This is a genomic window from Janthinobacterium rivuli (assembly GCF_009208735.1).
Lineage (GTDB): Bacteria > Pseudomonadota > Gammaproteobacteria > Burkholderiales > Burkholderiaceae_D > Janthinobacterium.
Map to the genome: position 1 here is coordinate 19,820 of NZ_WFLJ01000005.1, position 18,350 is coordinate 38,169.

Genomic DNA, 18,350 nt, shown 5'->3' on the forward strand with positions numbered 1-18,350 from the left:
AATAAGCTGGCGAGAAACAAGCTAACAAGAAGCAAGCTGATAAGAAGCAAGCTGGCCAGGCGTGAGGCATCCGTTGGCCGCAGCTGAGGTGGCTAAGGTCGCTGCGCAGGCGGCCTGCGCGGGTTGCGTCCGATACCGGCCCCAGGCCCATTTGCCTTGCCTGCTATGCCTACCCGATAGACATATAAGATACGCCTGGCAGATACCCGCTACGCCTAGCAGATACCACGATACCGGGCGCACAGGCTCGATATCCGTCCGGGCGCCTGCCGCTCGGCGCTCAACGGCGTTCTGCGTTCAGCGTGGCGTGGGCGCCGCGGTCGGCATGGGCGGCGTGGTTGATGCAGGCGGCGCAGGCGGCTCTGGGACGCCGTCGGTCTTGCTGCGGAGAACACGCGGCGTGCCGCGGAAATCGGCCGTATGCAGGGTGACGGGGCGGCGCCAGACGCGGGCGATATACGCCAGCACCTGTTCGGCCCGCTCCAGGTCGAGGCCGCGCCCATCGCGCTGGTGATCATGGCGCAGCACCAGGCTGCCATCGTCGTTGAGCAGGGTGACGGCGATGCACGGCGCGCCATAGTTGTATTTGGGCGCCAGGATGGCTTCGCGGATGGCCCGCAAGTCGCGGTTGGCCAATCGCGTTTCACCGTCGCGACGGCTCTCATGCACGAACAGGCCCAGGCGGTCAGCCAGCTCCCCGTCCAGATAGTTGCGAATAAAACTGCAGTCATCGTCGTCGTGGCAAATCTGGCGCGCCCGCGCCAGTCCTTCGCGCTCGATGATGTGTTCCCACATGCAAAAACCCAGGTGATAGGGGTTGACGGCCAGCGCCAGCTGGTGCTCGGCCGCGTACGGGCGCACCACGTCCGAATGGGACTTGATGGCGGACAGGTACAGGGCCGGCGGCAGAAAGTCCGCTTCGCGCAGCAGCCGCGCATGCCAGTACGAGGCCCAGCCTTCGTTCATGATCTGGCAGGCGTATACGGGATAGAAGTAAAACGATTCTTCGCGCACGGCGAGGAAAATGTCGCGCTCCCAATCGGCCAGTTCGGGCCCGTGTTGCGCAATGAACCACAGCAAGTCGTACTCGGGCTGCGGCGGCATGAGCGGGCGCTGCGCCAGGCGTGCCCGTGCCGCGTCGTGCGCCGCCAGCGCCGCCGCTTCGCCGGGCAAGCGCCGGTAGCGCTGCGCAAAAGGATCGGCCACGCCGGTCTTGTCTTGCTTGCCTGCCACACCGGCTGGCCCGGATGGCGCGGCGTAGGGCGGGCGGTGCAGCTCGGCGTGGATGTCGACGTGTTGCTCCAGCGCCAGTGCCGCATCGAGCACGGCTTCCACCTGTTCCTGCCCGTGGCGTTGCAGCGCCAATTCCAGACGCTGCGCCCGCGCCGCGCTTTGTTCCAGGATGCGCTGGCCCGCCATGGCGCCGAAACGCAGGAACAGGGCATTGCGGCTGGCAAAATCGGCGTGGCCCAGCACGTGGGCAGTGACGAGGGTGTTTTCGGCCACGGAATTGTGCTCGGCCATGTAGGCATGGCAAGGGTCGCCGGGAAACATGACTTCAAACATATGCGAGTTGCCCATCTTTCGATGCACGAGCTGGTGGAGGTAGCGCACGCCGAACGACCAGTGACGCATGCGCACGGGCAAGCCGTAGATGGCGATCTCGGCCATGAAACTGTCCGGCACCAGTTCGAACTCGACAGGGGTAAATTCCAGGCCCAGTTGCCGTGCCAGCGCTTCGATGCGCGCCGCGTAGTTGCCCAGGTCGCCTGGCGTTGGAGCAGGCTGCGTGTCAGCGCGCGTCATTCCGTTGCCTCCGTATCGGCCGCTTCGTGTTGAAAAAAGGTGCGGATGGCCGCCCAGATATCGTCACTCTTGCTCAGGATGCTGCTATGCAAGGGCAAGCCCCGTCGTTCCTGTTCGGCGAACAAGCCGTGCATTTCCGTTTCCAGGCTGCGCGGCACGCCGGGCACGGTTTCCACATAGCCCATATAGTTGAGCAAGGCGGCCAGTTCGCCCAGGGCCAGGCTGGCCGCCGCCCGGTCTTCGCTGAAATTCTCGCCATCGGAGGCATAGAACAGGTAGGCGTTGTAGCGGCCCGGCGCGTAGTGTTCCTGCAGCAGTTCCCGGCTCAGGCGAAAGGCGGTGGACGCCATGGTGCCGCCCATGCCATTGACCTGGAAGAACTCGGCCTCGGAAAATTCCCAGGCCCGTGTCGTGTGGGCGATAAAGCGCGTCTCCACGCGTGCATACTGGCGCCGCAAGCCCTGCAAGGCAAAGAAAAAGAAGGATTTGGCCAGCTTGCGCTCGGCTTGCCCCATGCTGGCCGACACGTCCAGCACGAAAAACACGACGGCATTCGTGCTGGGCCGGGGCTGCGGCAATATCTGGCGGTAGCGCAAGTCATCATTGGTGAAGGGGACGGGCTGCGCTTGCAGGGCGCGCCGCTTGATCGCTTCCTTGACGGTGCGCCGCCGGTCCAGGCGCGAACGGGCGCCATGCCGGTCCAGGCCGCTACGCACGAGCCTGATGTCATCGATCGCCCCAAGGTGGCGCGGCTGCAGATGCGGCAATTCGAACGCGTCCCACAGCCAGTCGAGGATGTCGTCGATGGGAAACTCCAGCAGCAGGCGCACCGCCCCCTCGCCATCGCCGCCATCGCCTTGCGCACCGGTCCCGCCCGCGACGGCGGGGCGCGCCGCGCGCAGGATATCGCCGGGCTGGCCGTCACCCTGGCCCGCGCCCACGCTGTTGCGCGCTGGCGCCAGGCGGAAACGCGCATGCTCGAGCAGGCGCATCGGCACTTGCACCGTGCGCTGTTGCGGCCCGCCGATCAGATCGGGCGCGGCGATCAGCTCGGGCAAGTGCGCCTGCACGGCGTCGCGCACTTTCTGGTTGTGGCGCAGCCAGTCGCGCGCGCCACGCGAGAACAGCCCGTACCAGGGCCGGGCCAAGGCCGGCGCGGCGCCCGCCTGCGCCGCCGCGCCAGCGGAATGCACCGTGCTGGCCGCAGCCGCCGTGCCTGCGGGGGCGCCGCGTGCCGGAGCGCCATCGTGGTTGCCCTTGCCTGGCGGGGTCGTGGCGGACATGGCTATTCCTGCGCCAGCAAGGTGGTCACGTAGTTGAGCGCTTCGCGTGCGCTGTGGGCGTCATAGCCATATTCGTCGACCAGACGCTGTTCGACGGCGGAGATCCTGGCCCGCACGTCGTCATCGGGACGCTTGGCCGAGCCGACCAGCCGCAGCACGTCACGCCGCTGCTCGAACAGATATTGCTGGATGGCGTCGTGCAATTGCGCATGGCTGCCCAAGCCAAACGCCTCGCCCCGCTTGAAGGCGCTCATGGCCTTGCGCACCACTTCCTGCCGGAACGACTGCTTGCCCGAGTCGCTGATATGGATTTTTTCTTCCACGGCGCGCAGGAAGCGCTCGTCGGGGCGCCGCTCTTCGCTGGTGATGGGATCGCGGATCTGGCGATTGTCGAGCATGGCTTCGACTTCATCGAGATATTTGTTCAGCAAGTCTTGCGCCTCTTGCTCGAATGACACGAACAGGGCCTTGTGCACGTCGGCCTTGACCCAGCGGTTATAGAAATCCTTGCGCGTGAGCACCAGATAATCGACCCATTTGCGCTTGCGCCGCGGTTCGATGCGCGCATCGCTCTCGATGCCGTCTTTCAGGGCCAGCAGCACGTCCATGGTGGACAGGCTGTTGCGCTGGGCGGAAATGATGGCGTGCGACAGGGCATTGATGACGAAACGGGGCGACACCCCGGACAGTCCTTCGTCGGGCGACTTGTCGCGCTCGCGCATGCGGCGCAGGTCGGCAGGCTGCAAATCGTCCACGTCTTCGTTGGCGTAGACGCGCAGCTTCTTGACCAGTTCGGCCTCCTTGTCGTCGCCTTCGGGCAAGCGGCTGAGGATGGCAAACACGGCTGCCGCATGCAGCACGTGCGGATCGAGGTGCACGTCGCGGAAGGCGGGGGCGGCCGCCTGGATCAGCTTGCGGTAGATGCGCGCCTCTTCGCGGTAATTGAGCGTGTATGGCACTTGCACGATGACCATGCGGTCGAGCAGGGCCTCGTTTTCGCTTTCTTGCAGGAATTTGCGAAATTCGGCCAGGTTCGTGTGCGCGACGATGGTTTCATCGAGGTAAATCAAGGGAAAGCGCGACACCTTGACATTCTTTTCCTGTGTCAGCGTGAGCAGCAGGTAAAGGAATTCCCGCTTGACCTTGAGGATCTCGATCATTTCCAGCATGCCGCGGCTGGCCGCATACACGGCGCCGGACCACGACCAGGCGCGCGGATCGCCTTCGTCGCCGTATTGCGCCACTTTCGACAGGTCGACCGAACCGACCAGGTCGGCCAGGTCGGCCGTGGTGGGGTCGTGCGGCGCGTACGTGCCGATGCCGCAGCGGCCCGCCTCGGACAGGTGGATGCGTTCGACGGGCATGCGCAGGAAATCGCCCGCATACTGTTCTTCCAGACGGGCGCGGCAATGGGGGCACAGTTCGCCATGCAGCTCCGCATCATAGCTGGCGCGGAAGTCGGCGCGCAGGCTGTGCGGCACCAGATGCAGCGGCGATTCATGCACGGGACAGCCGGCGATGCCGTACAGCGCGCCTTCGCTGCTGTGGCTATATTCTTCCAGTCCCCGCTTGAGCAGGATCACCATGGTCGACTTGCCGCCAGACGGCGGGCCCAGCAACAGCAACATGCGCCGGCCCACCTCGGAACCGGCGGCGGCCGCCTTGAAGTAGGCGGCGACCCGTTCGATCGCCTCGTCGATGCCGAACAGTTCGTCGTCGAACAGGCGGCAGCGGAAACGGCCGGCGTCGTCGGTGTGGCCGTTCCAGCGCATCATGTCCCACAGGTACTGGTGCGCGCTGCGCGTCAGCAGGGCCGCGCGGCCGGGCAGGATCTGCTCGATGAAGTCGGCAAAACTGCCGCCCCAGGGACTGATGCGGTGTTTTGCCGCCCAGGCCGCCATGCCGTGCACAAAACCCGCATGCTGGCCTGCTTGTTCGCCCTCAGGCGCGTCGTCGTGGCGTGTCATACCAGGGCTCGTCATTGTTTCCCCATCCTTGCTGTCGCTGGCGTTGCTAACGTGGCGCAGGCCCGGTTCCAGCCTGTCGGCCAAGTATACGGCGCCGCCTCTGCCCGCACGCCTGATGTCGCTCAACCTGGAAGAGGGAACTATTTTTATCCTCGCCGGGCCCAGATGGGCGGGGCGGCCAGGCGCCGGCGCTGTTCGATCCAGATCAATACCGGCCCGCGCGGCCCGTCCACACTGGTGGTTTGCGGCGACCCACGAGGAGAAGATAATGATAGGCAACGAGAATGGTTTCAGCGCGCCGCCTGGCAGCAGGGGCAGGGGGCAAAGCGCGGACGACGAGGAGGCCGTCGGCCAATTTTCCGTCCCCGGTGAAGACGAGAACGCGATCGAGAGCGCGTCCGTCTCGGACGTGCCCGACGCCCTGAGCGGCGTCAGCATGGAATTGCTGGAAATCAAGCGCAGCATCGAAGACGGCATGCGCCAGTCCATTTCCCAGGCGGGCGGCGTGCGCGCGGCCGACGCCTTCAGCGACGGCGGCAACATCCAGGGCGTGTCCATCGGCGTGGGTGACGGCGCCAGCGACAGCTCGTCCGGCGAACCGGGCTTGCCGGCCCTGACCTTGTACGTGGCCGAACCCACCTCCGTCGACCGCGCCAAGGCCGCCATCGTGGGGGCCATGGGCGTGCGCGCCGTGGCCAGCGACAAGGTGCCCGTCAATATCGTCGTCACGGGCGTGATCGATGCGCAACCGCACCGCTTCCGCCTGCGCCCGGCGCCGGGCGGCGTGTCGGTCGGGCATTTCCGCATCACGGCCGGCACCATCGGCTGCCTGGCCGTGGGGCGCAGCGCGCCGCGCAACAGCCGCTTGATGATACTTAGCAATAATCACGTGCTGGCCAATTCCAACGGCGGCGTCTTCAACGATTGCATCGTGCAGCCGGGCCCCATCGACGGCGGCCGCTGCCCGCAAGACCAGGTGGCCGTGCTCGAGCGTTTCGTGCCCATCAATTTCAGCGGTGGCGTGAATTTTGTCGATTGCGCCACCGGCTGGGCCTGGCCAGACCGCGTACGTCCCGAACTGGTCTACCTGAGCGGCGGCGTGCCCGCCTACTTTCGCATCAGCAATGCGCTGGTGGCGCCCGCGCTGGGCATGATCGTCGGCAAGTCCGGCCGCACGACGCAGTTGACGCAGGGCCGCATCACGGGCCTGGGCGCCACCATCAACGTCAATTACGGCGGCGGCAGGATCGCGCTGTTCCAGGACCAGATCGCCATCACGGGCGTGAGCGGGGCGTTCAGCGCGGGCGGCGATTCCGGCTCGTCCATCTGGACCTGGAACCAGCAGCGCAATCCCGTCGGCCTGCTGTTCGCCGGCGGCGGCAACATCACCTTCGCCAACCAGATGCGGCGGGTGGTGGTGGCGCTCGACATCAATCTGTACACTTGAACGCTGCCTTGACGTGTCATGCCGCCTGTCCTGTCGCCTTGTTTGACGCTATTTTGTGCACGATGATGATCTTGCTCAAGGACCGCAGCCACGCACGGTATTGGCCGGCGAACGGTGGTGCAACGCCGGTTGGGCGGGTGTATGATGGAATGCATCAGGAGGGTGTGTCATGTCAAACAGTAAATTCGCACAATCGCCATTTGCCGTCTTCGAAGACGCCGCCATGCCGTATTTGCCGGATGAGACCGCTGGACAGGGCATGGGCCAGTACGCCCATGCCGCACCGCAGGGCCGCCTGGAAGCGGCCAGGCGGCGCAACGAGCGGGCGCTGATGGCCATCGATGGCGTGGAAGGCGTCAGTGTGGGGCAGACGCTCTTGGGCAAGGAAGCGCTCGTCGTGTACCTGCGCGACTCTTCCGTCAAGCGGCGCGTGCCCTTGCAGGTCGAGGGCTACCCGGTAGAAACGAGCATCACGGGCCAGATCGATATCCAGCGCGGCTAGGCAGGCCTGCAGACAGGCCTGCCTGGCCGGGTATTCGCCCGCCTTATTTGCTCAGGCGGCCGATCGCTTCGGCCACGCCCGCGCCATAGGCCGGGTCGCACAGGGTGCAGTTGCCGATGTGGCGTTGCTTGACTTGCTCCGAGGCGCCCGAGATGGCGCGCGCCGTGTTGTCGAACAAGGCTTGCTGCTGTGCCGGTGTCATCAGGCGGAACAGGGCGCGCGGCTGCGAATAGTAATCCTCGTCGACCCGGTGGTTCCAGTGGTCGGCCGCGCCTTCAATGCTCAAGGGCGGTTCGCGGAAGTCAGGCTGCTCGGCCCACTCCTGCTCGCTGTTCGGTTCATAGCCCAGGGTGCCGCCCTGGTTGCCGTCGACCCGCATCTGGCCGTCGCGGTGGTAGCTGTGAAATGGGCACTTCGGCGCGTTGACGGGGATATGGCTGTGGTTGACGCCGAGACGGTAGCGCTGCGCGTCGCCATACGAGAATAACCGGCCCTGCAACATCTTGTCCGGTGAAAAGCTGATGCCGGGTACCACGTTGGCCGGGTTGAAGGCCGCTTGCTCCACTTCCGCGAAGTGATTGTCGGCATTGCGGTTCAGTTCCAGCACGCCCACCTCGATCAGCGGATAGTCACCGTGCGGCCATACTTTCGACAAGTCGAAGGGGTTCAGGTGATACGTGCCTGCCTCTTTTTCCGGCATGATCTGCACGTACAGGGTCCAGCGGGGGAAATCCTTGTTTTCGATGCTCTCATACAGGTCGCGGTGCGAACTTTCGCGGTCCTTGCCCACCAGCGCCTCGGCTTCGGCATCCGTCAGGTTTTGTATCCCTTGCTGGGTTTTAAAGGTGAACTTGACCCAGAATCGCTCGTTTTGCGCATTCAGGAAGCTGAAGGTATGACTGCCGAAGCCGTGCATGTGGCGGAAACTGCGCGGCAAGCCCCGGTCGCTCATCACCACCGTCACCTGGTGCAGGGCTTCGGGCAGCGACGTCCAGAAGTCCCAGTTGCTGTTGGCGCTGCGCAAGCCGGTGCGCGGGTCGCGCTTGATGGCGTGGTTCAAATCGGGGAATTTCAGCGGGTCGCGCATGAAGAAGACGGGCGTGTTGTTGCCGACCAGGTCCCAGTTGCCTTCTTCCGTGTAGAACTTCAGGGCGAAGCCGCGGATGTCGCGTTCCGCGTCCGCCGCGCCCCGTTCACCGGCCACCGTGGAAAAGCGCGCGAACATCGGCGTCTTCTTGCCCACTTCGCCAAAGATTTTCGCCCGCGTGTAGCGCGTGATGTCGTGCGTGACGGTAAACGTGCCGTGCGCGCCGGAACCCTTGGCATGCATGCGGCGTTCGGGAATGACTTCGCGGTCGAAGTGGGCCAGCTTTTCCAGGAACCACACATCTTGCAGCAGGGCGGGGCCGCGCGGGCCGGCCGTCTGGATGTTCTGGTTGTCGACTACGGGCGCGCCAAAGGCGGTGGTCAGCTTTTTCATTGGACTCTTTCTTTCATGGCTAGGCAGAGCAATGGACGCACCGGCGCTACTCAAACACTGGCTGGGTTGAATGCACACTCACCGGGGCTGGTCCAGAGTAAAATTTCTAAAATGCAAACCAGTGTAAACTTTTTTTGTGCGGGATGGCTTGCCACGCCGCCCGTGCGAGCACAGGCGGCATCCTTGCATCATAAGCGCTGAGTGGCTGCCGCTCCCGCACGCTTGCAAGTTACAAGTATATAAAGACAGACCTCGCTCACGCCACTGGCCTTTTGTCCAGATTTTAAAACCCAGTTTTTTAAAAGCGGTTCCAATTGTTGTGCCGGTGCTCCGTCGCTTCCTTCATCAGGTGGCCGGCGCGCAGGGCGTCGTCCGCCTGCACGGTCATGGCCAGTTCCTGGATGGCAGGCGGGTATTCGTGGTGGGCCGCTTCTTCCAGCAATTCGCGGCCCTTGGCCAGGTCGCGCGGCACGCCGCGGCCTTCGCGGTAGGCGTTGTACAGCAGGAACATGGCGTGTGCATTGCCCAGTTCGCTCGACTTGACCAGCCAGCGCGCGGCTTCGGCCTGGTCTTTCGGTACGCCTTCGCCATTCGCCGCCAGCAGGCCCAGCATTAATGCCGCCTTCGCGTGCCCTTGCTGCGCCGCCTGGCGATACCACAGCCAGGCTTGCGCCGGCGTGGCCGCGCGCAGCATCTGGCCCAGCTCGAACGCCGCTTCCGTGTCGCCGGCGCGGGCCGCCTGTTCGAACAGGGCCAGGGCCTCGGCGCGGCGCTCCGGACGGAGCTGGTAAATCAGCGCCAGTTCGCGCTCGGCGACGGGCATGTCCTTGCCGGCCCAGCTGCGTACCTTGCGCTCGGCCTGCTGGTCGCCCGCCTGGCGCGCATGCATGGCGACGGCTTCGATTTCCGCCGACGTGGGCGGTGGCGACGCCTGGCAGGCGGCCAGGACGGTGGCCAGCACGACGGCGGGCAGGGAGAGTGCGTGTTTCATTGGGATCTCCTTTCATCAAAACGGGCCGGCACATCCTTTGTGCCGGCCCTCAGACCTTATTTGCTCAGGTCGATGCGGTACTTGGCGAAACCGCTGGCGTCGAGACCGCCTTCGGCCGCCACGTTGGCGATGCCGCTGCCTTGCGCCAGCGCCAGGTGGCCCGGCGCCGAACGCAGGATCACGGGACCGGCCGTGGCCGTCTTGACGAAGCTCCAGCTGCGCGCGCTGCCATTGGCCGCCAGGGTCACCTTGCCGCCCTTGGTGCTGAGCGACGCCAAGTAATTGCTGACCACGGCCTGGTTCGCATCGGGCGACTTGATGATGGTCTTGCTGCCATCGATGCCGGGCACGGCGCCGCCGCCACCGGCGCGGTAATCGTTGGTGGCGACGATGAAATCATCGCCGTCGGCGACCGGTGCACCCTTGTAGGTCAGGTTGACGATGCGGCTGCCCGGTTTTTTCGTCACGTCGATCTGGTATGTTAGTGCATTGTTTTCCGCGTAGAACACGTCATAGTTATATATCGTGCCATACGACGGCACCAGGTCTTGCTCGGCCGTGGCGCTCGGGTCGATCTGGGCGAATTGCTTGGCCGACGTTTCCAGCCACGCCTTCAAGTCCGCGCCCTTGATCTTGACGGCTTGCAGGTTGTTGTTGCTATATAAATACAAGTCGCCTGGGTTGCGCACTTGCAAGCCGACCGGTGCGGCCGGGGAGGCGCCAGCGGCCACGTCCGTGAAGTCCGACGGCCCGTTGCGGCCCGCCTTGAATGGCGCGCTGCAGGAAATGACGGGGATGTTCTTGTAGCTGGACAGGGTCGCATCCGTGCTGGTGGCGATGAAATTCTTCACGTAATCGAGCTGCGCCTGGTTCACCAGCTGGATGGCGCTCACGTCGCCCACCAGCGCGAAGTAGGCGGACATCTCGAAATCCGTGCTGATGCCCAGCGGCTGCTTGGCGTAGGCGATGGTGGCGGCGTGCTCGGTGGCCACAAGGGGCGCGATGGCCGGGTCGGCTTTCACGAGGGTCTTGCCATCGGTGTACTTGAAGCCGCGCGATTCCACCGTCGTCTTGGCCGGCTGCACCACCCATTTTCCGCCCTGATACACCATCGTCAGCTTGATGATGCCCAGACGGCGGCCCCAGCTTTGTGCCATGACGGTGGGCACGCCGTTGACGAAGCCGTTGACGGCGTCGATCTTGGCGCTGGCCGGGAAGGCGCTAAACGAGCCGTCCAGCGCGGCCGCGCCTTCTTCCTTGCCTTTCGGGAAGATCAAGTGCGAGTGGCCGATCATCAGCGCGTCGATGCCCGTGCTGGTCAAGTGATAGCTGCCGTTTTCCATCTTCGGACTGTAGGTGCTCGTGTCCAGGCCGCCATGCGACAGGGCCACGACGAGGTCGGCGCCCTTGTTGCGCAATTCGGGCACGTACTGTTTCGCCGCTTCCTGCACGCCCGTCACGCTGACCTTGCCAGCGAGCACTTTCTGATCCCATTCGAGGATTTGCGGCGGCACAAAGCTCAGCACGCCCACATTGATTTTCACGGTCAGCTTGCTGCCATCGGGCGCCGTGGCGGCGAAATCGCGTGGCAGCAGGGTGTAGGGCTGGAAAATCGGCTTGCCGCTGGACACGCCGACGACATTGCTCAGCACGGAAGGGAAGGCGGGCGCGCCGCAGGTGCCCGTCGGCTTGGCCACGCCGGGAATGCCGAAATCCGTGTTGGTGATCTGGCTCAGGTAAGGCAAGCCATAGTTGAATTCGTGGTTGCCCATGCCGCCCGCGTCGTATTTCAGCGCATTCATGGCCTTGTGCACGGCCAAGGTGCCGGAGCAGGGCACGGGCGCGGCCACGGCCTGCAGGTCGGCGAGTAAAGTGCCCTGGATGACGTCGCCATCGTCGAGCAAGACGTTGTTCGGATTTTCCGCGCGCGCCGCCTGGATCAGGGTCGACGTGCGCTCAAGTCCCAGGCTCGTGTCTTCGGCCAGCGCGTAATAGTTATAGCTGAGGACGTTCGAGTGAATGTCCGTGGTTTCCAGCAACGCGACCGTGACCGTCGTGCCCTCGGGAATGGCCGGCGCCGTATTTGAACTGCCGTTGCAACCGACGAGACCCACACTTGCCAGCGCCGCCAGCATGACCCAATTTGTTTTCATTACCGCCCTCGGAAAGATTCAAAGGACGCGACTGTAACGCCGTCATATGACGCGGCGATGACAGCCGTGCAAGGCGCATGGATTCAGGGGGGGGGGCGCGCAGGCGGTCAGGGCCTTGGCCAGCCAGGCCGCATCGACGGGGCCCAGGTGCCGGGTACAGATCCGATGTTGAGAATTCACAATCACTGTGTATGGCAAGCCCTTGATTTGATTGCCAAAGGTGGGCAGCAAGGAAGGCCGGGCCAAGGCCTGGGGATAGCTGGCCGGGTGGCGCCGCAGGAACGCCTGTGCGGCGGCCCGGGTATCGATGCCGTGCGCGTCGCGCTCGGCGTGCTCTTCCAGCTGCTTGGATACGCCGAGGATGAACGTCATCATGGCGATGCCGATGGCGACCACCAGCAGGTTCAGGCCGGAATCCAGCGGCTTGTGGCGCAGGGCGCGTCAGGTGAGCGTCACCACGTTCATGCCGCGCTCCCGGTGCGGGGCAGGCGCAGCACGGCGGCGTCGGGCAAGGCGGCCAGGACGCGGGCGTCGTGGCTGGCGATGACGAGCGAGGCGCCCACTTGCGCGGCCTGGCTGGCCATCAGCGCGACGACGGCGGCGCAGGCTTCGTCGTCGAGGTTATCCGTCGGCTCGTCGGCCAGAATCAGTTTCGGGCGCATGACGATGGCGCGCGCGATGGCGGCCCGCTGCCGCTGGCCGCCGCTCAGGGCATGCGGGTAGGCGTCGAGCTTGTCGGCCAGGCCCAATTGGCCCAGCAGGCTGGCCGCGCGGGCCGGATCGGGCCGCTGGCCGTTGGCGTAGCCGGGCAGCAAGACATTGTCGAGCACGTTCAAGCTGGGCACTAGCGCCAGTTGCTGGGGCAGCAAGCCGACGGTGCGGCCGCGCCAGCTGTCGCGCTGGCGCGGCGAGAGGCCGGGCAGGGACGTGCCCGCCACATCGAGGCGGCCGGCCTGGGGCGCCAGGATGCCGGCCAGCAAGTGCAGCAGGGTCGATTTGCCGGAGCCGGATGGCCCCAGCAGCAGGGCGTGGCGCCCGACGGGCAAGTGAAAGGCGGCGATGTCCAGCACACGGCGGGCGCTGTCATAGCCGTAGGTCAGGGAGGCGAGGTGGAGCATGAAGTTCTTTCGGGTAACTGGCCGGCAGGCAAAGATTGCCGCACAAATGCAAGTGAGCTGCATTATAATTCAAACGCAATTGACTTGCATTTAAAATGCGGCCGTCCATTTCCCCTTGCTTGACAACCCGATCACCCCATCCGAAAGATACCCATGACCCAGCGCACACTCCCCGTCACCGTCCTGTCCGGCTTTCTCGGCGCCGGCAAGACCACCTTGCTCAACCACATACTGCGCAACCGCGAAGGCAAGCGCGTGGCCGTCATCGTCAACGACATGAGCGAAGTCAATATCGACGCCGCGCTTGTCAGGGATGGCGCTGAGGCGGCTGGCGCGGCCCTGTCACGCACGGAAGAAAAACTCGTGGAAATGTCCAACGGCTGCATCTGCTGCACCCTGCGCGACGATCTGTTGCTGGAAGTGCGGCGCCTGGCCGCGGAAGACCGCTTCGATTACTTGCTGATCGAATCGACGGGCGTGGGCGAGCCGATGCCCGTGGCCGCCACCTTCGATTTCGAGGATGAGCACGGCGACAGCCTGAACGACGTGGCGCGCATCGACTGCATGGTCACCGTCGTCGACTGCGCCAATTTGCTGGCCGATTTTCACAGCGAGGACAGCCTGGAGCAGCGCGGCGAGATCGCGGGCGAGGGCGACGACCGCCAGCTGGCCAACTTGCTCACGGAACAGATCGAGTTTGCCAATGTCATCGTCCTCAACAAGGTCGACATGGTGGCGGCGGACGAGCGCCTGCGCGTGCTGGCCATTTTGAAAGCCTTGAATCCCGGCGCGCGCATCATCGAAACGAACCAGTCCGTCGTGCCGCTGGACGCCATTTTGGGCACGAACTTGTTCGACCTGGAGCAGGCGGCCAGCATGCCGGGCTGGGCCCAGGAGCTGGCCGGCGTGCACGCGCCGGAAACGGAAACGTATGGCATCAGCAGCTTCGTCTATCGCGCGAAAGAACCATTCCACGCGCAGCGCTTGCACGATTACATTGCCCAGCCGATCAAGGGCGTGGTGCGCAGCAAGGGATATTTCTGGCTCGCCAGCCGGCCCGAATGGGTGGCCAGCCTGTCCGGCGCGGGCAAGCTGATGAATATCGAACCCGTGGGCCTGTGGTGGGCGTCCGTGCCGCAGGAGCGCTGGCCCACGGATGCGGCCTCGCTGGCGGAAGTCAGAACAGGCTGGAGCGAGCCATATGGCGACCGCTACCAGGAGCTCGTCTTCATCGGCCAGGACATGGACCAGGCCGCCATCGAGGCGGACTTAAGGAAATGTCAACTTAACTATACGGAAACGCGCCAGGGCATGGCTGCCTGGCGCAAGCTGCCGGATCCGTTTCCGCAGTGGCAGCGCATGGAAGAACTGGAAGATTAACCATCATAGGAAAGACATATGACAGAACTGATCCCCGTCACCATCATCACGGGTTTTCTCGGCAGCGGCAAAACCACCTTGCTCAAACGCATATTGCAGGGCGATCACGGCGTGCGCATCGCCGTGATCGAAAATGAATTCGCCGCCGAAAGCATCGACCATGGCTTGCTGGTGCAGGGCAGCGACGAGCAGATTGTGGAAATGAACAATGGCTGCATCTGCTGCAGCGTGCGCAGCGACCTGATCCGCATCCTGGGCGAGCTGCACGCGAAACGCGCGGCGGGCAGCATCGCTTTCGACCACGTGATCATCGAAACGACGGGCCTGGCCGCGCCCGGTCCCGTGGCGCAAACCTTCTTTGCGGAGCCGTCCGTCAGCGAGCACTACATGCTCGACGCGATTTTGACGGTGGTCGATGCGCGTCATGCGCAGCAGCAATTGACGGCGCATAAGGAAGCGCAGGAGCAGGTGGGATTTGCCGACCGCATCCTGCTGTCGAAGACGGACCTGGTCGGCAAGGACGAACTGGCCGCGCTGCGCCAGCGCCTGGTCGCCATCAATGGCCGCGCCAGCATACAGAAAGTGCGCTTCGGCAACGTGCCCCTGCGCGACATCCTGACTATCCGCGGCTTCAACTTGAACGCCATCGTCGAGCTGGAGCCGGATTTCCTGGGGGAACTGGGGCACCGCCATGGCGATGGCGTGCAATCGTTCGTCTACCACCAGGCCCAGCCCCTCGATCTGCTGCAGGTGGAAAATTTCCTTGACGCCGTGGTGCAGCTGTTCGGCAGCCAGCTGATGCGCTACAAGGGCATTTTGTATGTGGCCGACCTGCCATGCCGCGCCGTCTTCCAGGGCGTGCACATGCTGATGGGCTCGGAACTGGGCGCGCCGTGGCGCGACGGGGAGACGCGCGCCAGCAAGATGATCTTCATCGGCCGCGACTTGCCGCAGGACATGCTGATCCGGGGCCTGGACCGCTGCGTGGCCAAGCAGGACAGCGCCGTCGGGGTGGCGGCGTGAGCGTGGAGGCGGGCTTGCCCGCCCTGGCGCTGATCTTTCTGCTCGGCATGCGCCATGGCCTGGAACCCGACCACCTGGCCGCCGTCGACGGCCTGACCCTGCGCAGCCAGTCCGCCCATGCGCGCTGGGCGCCGTGGATGGGTGCGCTGTTTGCGCTGGGGCATGGCGTGACCGTGCTGGCCATCGTGGCCGTGGCCGCCGTGGCGTCGGCGCAATTCACGCCATCGGAAACCGTGTTCGGCTGGCTGGAATGGCTGCCCATCGCCTTGCTGCTGCTCATCGCGGCCCTGAATGCGCGCAGCCTGCTGGCCGGCGCGCATCTGGCCGAGGTGCGTGGCCGGCTGCTGCCGCGCTGGCTGCGGGGCGCGTCCGGGCCGCTGGCCGCCATCGTCGTCGGCATGCTGTTCGCGCTGGTGTTCGACACGGCCCTGCAGGCCGCCGCTTGGGGTTACGCGGCCGTCGCGCTCGGTGGCATGGGTCCCGCCCTGATGACGGGTCTGGTGTTTGCCGTCGGCATGGGCGTGACGGATACCTTCGATGGCTGGGTCACGGCGAAAGTCATGCGCACCGGCAAAATTGACCTCGTGCGCGCCTTCCGGCGCCGCCTGGGCTGGCCCATCGTTGCCATCTGCGTGGCCATGGCCGGCTACATGGCCGCCGGCAAGCTGGAACCCGCCTGGTCGCTGCCGGAAAGCTGGACGGCGGGCCTGGGTGCGGCCATGGTGCTGCTGATGGCGGCCCTGTACGGCTGGACCTTGCTGGGATTGCGCCGCGTGCGTGCCTGAGACGGGGGCGTGGGTATAATGGGAAAAAACTCCCGAGTCTTCCCATGTCCGCCTCCGAAATCGTCATCCGCCTGCTGACGCCAGCAGACACCGCCGCCTTTTGCGCGCTGCGCCTGCGCGCCATCCTGGATTCGCCCAGCTCCTTCTCCTCGTCACGCGAGGACGAGCTGGCGCGCACGCCGGAAGAGCACGCACAGCGCATCGCCGGCGGGCCGCTGCACCGGGCTTTTGGCGCCTTCGATGGCGAACGATTGGTCGGCTTCGCCGGCTTGCGGCGCGACCCGATGCGCCAGCTGTGGCACAAGGCTCTGCTATGGGGCGTGTTCGTCGACGTGCAGCAGCGGGGCAAGGGCGTGGCGCGGCGTCTCGTCAACGCCTGCATCGCCCAGGCCGAAGCGGACCCTGCCATCATGCAAGTGCACTTGAGCGTGAATGCGGAAAACAATGCCGCCCTGAGCCTGTATGAGTCGCTGGGATTCATCGCGTATGGCACGGAACCGCGCTCGATGCGCGTGGGCGAGCTATTTTATGACGAGCATCACCTGGCTTTATTGATCAGGTAATGCTGCCGCCGATTACTTGCAGCGCGGGCACAGGCCCTTGATCAGGTAATCGACTTCGCCGCCGCTGAAGCCTTCCGGCAAGAGCACGGGCGGCGGCAGCTTGACTTCATTGAAGCACGTGACGTTGGCGCATTTGGTGCACTGGAAGTGCGCGTGCTCGTGCGCCTGGTGGCCGGCACCGGCGCTGAAGCGCCACACCTGGTCGGCGCCCGCGATGCGGTGCACGAGTTCATTTTCCGTCAGCCATTCCAGCACCCGGTACAGGGTGACGGAATCGATATCGCTGTCCTGCGACAGCGCCTGCTGGATTTCGTGGTGGGTCAGCGAACGGCTTTGCGCCATTAAAAAGTCGAGCACCTTGACGCGCGTCTTGGTGACGCGGGCGTTGGTGTTGCGGATCAGCGATTCGGCGTGCGGTGTAGAAGATGATGTCAACATGATAGGCCTGCTTGCGGGGGATCGGCTGGCGGCGTCATCGCCGTGCCCCTTGCCACCCTATGGGCCGTATCTTAGCATGCGTGCTCACAAGCATGAAGCCGCGTCATGCTTTGAACGGCCAATTCAGTATGTCGGCGCCGCGAGCATGCCCGCGTCCGCGGGCAGTGCCAGCGGACGCTGGACGCGCATCACGCCATGGCTCAGGGCATCGAACATTCGGCCTTAGCCATGCCAGCGATCCATGCGCTCAACATGGCGTTCGCTTCCACGTGATTGGAAGCGCGCCCGATCACCGGCATCACCGATTCTGAATCGGTATGGCTGGTGCGGTACAGCAAGATGGAGGTTTCAGGCGAGCCCGGTACGATATCGTACTGGTAAGGCAGTCCCGGGCCACCGTAGGCCAGCGGCTTTTTACAGATGCCGCGCTTGATCGAGTCGATCAGCGGATTGGCTGTCTGGTTAAAGCCAAGCAATAGGCCGCTTTGCTGGGCTTGGCCAGTGGTGGAGTGACAGTGCGCGCAGTTTGCTTCCAGGTAGCCTCTGGCGCGGGCATCCAGCGTTTGCGAGGCATCGCTCCAGTCGACTGCTTTGGGCGCGGCTGCAGCGCTGATATAGCCGCTCAGCAAACCGAGGTCGTTGAGATTGTCGAGCTGATTTTTTGCGCCGGCGCCATACAGATAAGTCTTGTTGAGATTATGTGCCTTGGTGCCAATCGGCAGCAATTCGCCTCCGCCAGCCGAGGTGGTGGCGTGGCATTGCTGGCACTGTTGTGCGCTGGGTACTTTATAGCTGATTTTTTGACGCGATGTATTATCGCTGACCAGCTCTACGCGTTTGACGTCGCCGCCAACTTTCAGGGATGCGTCTTTCTGATCGTCATCCCATACATAGGGCAGGCCCAGCCAGCTGCCATCGGCCTGCTTGACCAGCAAACGGCTTTCTATCAGATGGTTCTTGCTCAAGTCGATGGAGTTGCCCTGCACCGTTTGATGGCTGACTGCCTGTGCCCCGATGTAGCCGGCATCGCTGCCTGCGGCCTTCGGGTAATAGAAAGTCTTGACGATGACCGAGCCATTGGGAAAAATGAAGGGATCGACGCCATTGCCGTTGTAGGTAATTTTGCCACCCTTGGGCAGATAAATGGCGCGCAACTTGCTGGAATAATCGGAAAACAGGGGGCTGTTCAAATCATACGCCACGGTAGCGGCATTGAGCCGCATCAGCTTGCCGTCGCTCTGCAGCAAATTCCAGCTGGATAATTTATCCGGTACGGTGGTGCGTTCAAAGAGCTTCACCTCGGACGCAAAGCTATCGCTCTCGGCGGTCTTGCCGCCGCCGCAGGCGCTTAGCAAGCTCATGGCGAGCATGAGCGCGAAAAGTGCGGCAAAAAATGTCAATCTGGTCTTCATAT

16 protein-coding genes are annotated in these 18,350 nt (G+C 64.2%); 6 read left to right on the plus strand and 10 right to left on the minus strand.

All coding sequences use genetic code 11. From position 1 onward, the window contains the following. Nucleotides 1-297: 297 nt before the first annotated feature. Genes GCN78_RS07650 through GCN78_RS07660 form a run of 3 tightly spaced genes read right to left on the minus strand, consistent with a single transcriptional unit; the run spans nucleotide 298 to nucleotide 5,056 of the window. Nucleotides 298-1,806 (minus strand): SpoVR family protein, encoded by a 1,509-nt coding sequence (locus GCN78_RS07650; RefSeq protein WP_152251173.1) that lies wholly within the window; start codon nucleotides 1,804-1,806, stop codon nucleotides 298-300. Continuing rightward, nucleotides 1,803-3,089, minus strand: a complete 1,287-nt coding sequence (locus tag GCN78_RS07655) for a DUF444 family protein (RefSeq protein WP_152251174.1) — start codon at nucleotides 3,087-3,089, stop codon at nucleotides 1,803-1,805. The genes GCN78_RS07650 and GCN78_RS07655 overlap by 4 nt, the downstream gene beginning before the upstream one ends. Before the next feature lie 2 nt (nucleotides 3,090-3,091). Continuing rightward, a complete protein-coding gene (locus GCN78_RS07660) occupies nucleotides 3,092-5,056 on the minus strand; it encodes a serine protein kinase (protein WP_152251175.1) in 1,965 nt (654 codons plus the stop codon). Between the two features lie 268 nt (nucleotides 5,057-5,324). Here GCN78_RS07660 and GCN78_RS07665 point away from each other — a divergent pair, with 268 nt between their 5' ends. Beyond that, complete coding sequence (locus tag GCN78_RS07665; RefSeq protein ID WP_152251176.1) at nucleotides 5,325-6,503, plus strand: chymotrypsin family serine protease; 1,179 nt, start codon at nucleotides 5,325-5,327, stop codon at nucleotides 6,501-6,503. A 169-nt stretch (nucleotides 6,504-6,672) separates the two neighbouring features. Then, the gene (locus GCN78_RS07670) at nucleotides 6,673-7,005 is read left to right on the plus strand and encodes a hypothetical protein (RefSeq protein ID WP_152251177.1); all 333 of its coding nucleotides are present in this window, start codon (nucleotides 6,673-6,675) and stop codon (nucleotides 7,003-7,005) included. 43 nt (nucleotides 7,006-7,048) lie between these two features. Here GCN78_RS07670 and GCN78_RS07675 read toward each other — a convergent pair whose 3' ends face one another. From GCN78_RS07675 to GCN78_RS07695, 5 genes are all read right to left on the minus strand, one after another. Beyond that, the gene (locus GCN78_RS07675) at nucleotides 7,049-8,485 is read right to left on the minus strand and encodes a catalase (protein WP_152251178.1); all 1,437 of its coding nucleotides are present in this window, start codon (nucleotides 8,483-8,485) and stop codon (nucleotides 7,049-7,051) included. Nucleotides 8,486-8,783: 298 nt separating this feature from the next. After that, nucleotides 8,784-9,476 (minus strand): tetratricopeptide repeat protein, encoded by a 693-nt coding sequence (locus tag GCN78_RS07680; protein ID WP_152251179.1) that lies wholly within the window; start codon nucleotides 9,474-9,476, stop codon nucleotides 8,784-8,786. A gap of 56 nt (nucleotides 9,477-9,532) precedes the next feature. Continuing rightward, a complete protein-coding gene (locus GCN78_RS07685) occupies nucleotides 9,533-11,629 on the minus strand; it encodes a bifunctional 2',3'-cyclic-nucleotide 2'-phosphodiesterase/3'-nucleotidase (protein ID WP_152251180.1) in 2,097 nt (698 codons plus the stop codon). A 42-nt stretch (nucleotides 11,630-11,671) separates the two neighbouring features. Further along, nucleotides 11,672-12,004, minus strand: coding sequence for a TlpA family protein disulfide reductase (locus GCN78_RS07690; protein WP_152251181.1), 333 nt, complete (start codon nucleotides 12,002-12,004; stop codon nucleotides 11,672-11,674). A gap of 86 nt (nucleotides 12,005-12,090) precedes the next feature. Then, on the minus strand, nucleotides 12,091-12,747 hold the full coding sequence (locus GCN78_RS07695; RefSeq protein ID WP_193316652.1) for an ABC transporter ATP-binding protein: 657 nt from the start codon (nucleotides 12,745-12,747) through the stop codon (nucleotides 12,091-12,093). 153 nt (nucleotides 12,748-12,900) lie between these two features. Between GCN78_RS07695 and zigA the strand changes: the two genes are divergently transcribed. From zigA to GCN78_RS07715, 4 genes are read left to right on the plus strand one after another with little or no spacing between them, the layout of a single operon-like run. Continuing rightward, nucleotides 12,901-14,127: a zinc metallochaperone GTPase ZigA gene (gene zigA / locus GCN78_RS07700; protein WP_152251183.1), complete on the plus strand. Its 1,227-nt coding sequence runs from the start codon at nucleotides 12,901-12,903 to the stop codon at nucleotides 14,125-14,127. Nucleotides 14,128-14,145: 18 nt separating this feature from the next. Next, the gene (locus tag GCN78_RS07705) at nucleotides 14,146-15,150 is read left to right on the plus strand and encodes a CobW family GTP-binding protein (protein WP_152251184.1); all 1,005 of its coding nucleotides are present in this window, start codon (nucleotides 14,146-14,148) and stop codon (nucleotides 15,148-15,150) included. After that, the gene (locus GCN78_RS07710) at nucleotides 15,147-15,935 is read left to right on the plus strand and encodes a HoxN/HupN/NixA family nickel/cobalt transporter (protein WP_152251185.1); all 789 of its coding nucleotides are present in this window, start codon (nucleotides 15,147-15,149) and stop codon (nucleotides 15,933-15,935) included. The genes GCN78_RS07705 and GCN78_RS07710 overlap by 4 nt, the downstream gene beginning before the upstream one ends. Nucleotides 15,936-15,979: 44 nt before the next feature. Next, nucleotides 15,980-16,498: a GNAT family N-acetyltransferase gene (locus GCN78_RS07715; RefSeq protein WP_152251186.1), complete on the plus strand. Its 519-nt coding sequence runs from the start codon at nucleotides 15,980-15,982 to the stop codon at nucleotides 16,496-16,498. A 12-nt stretch (nucleotides 16,499-16,510) separates the two neighbouring features. Here the strand turns inward: GCN78_RS07715 and GCN78_RS07720 are convergent, their stop codons facing one another. Together GCN78_RS07720 and GCN78_RS07725 are read right to left on the minus strand one after the other, a co-directional pair. Next, nucleotides 16,511-16,936: a Fur family transcriptional regulator gene (locus tag GCN78_RS07720; protein WP_070218730.1), complete on the minus strand. Its 426-nt coding sequence runs from the start codon at nucleotides 16,934-16,936 to the stop codon at nucleotides 16,511-16,513. A 200-nt stretch (nucleotides 16,937-17,136) separates the two neighbouring features. Then, entirely contained in the window at nucleotides 17,137-18,348 is a 1,212-nt protein-coding gene (locus GCN78_RS07725) for an SO2930 family diheme c-type cytochrome (RefSeq protein WP_152251187.1), read from the minus strand. Nucleotides 18,349-18,350 lie beyond the last annotated feature (2 nt).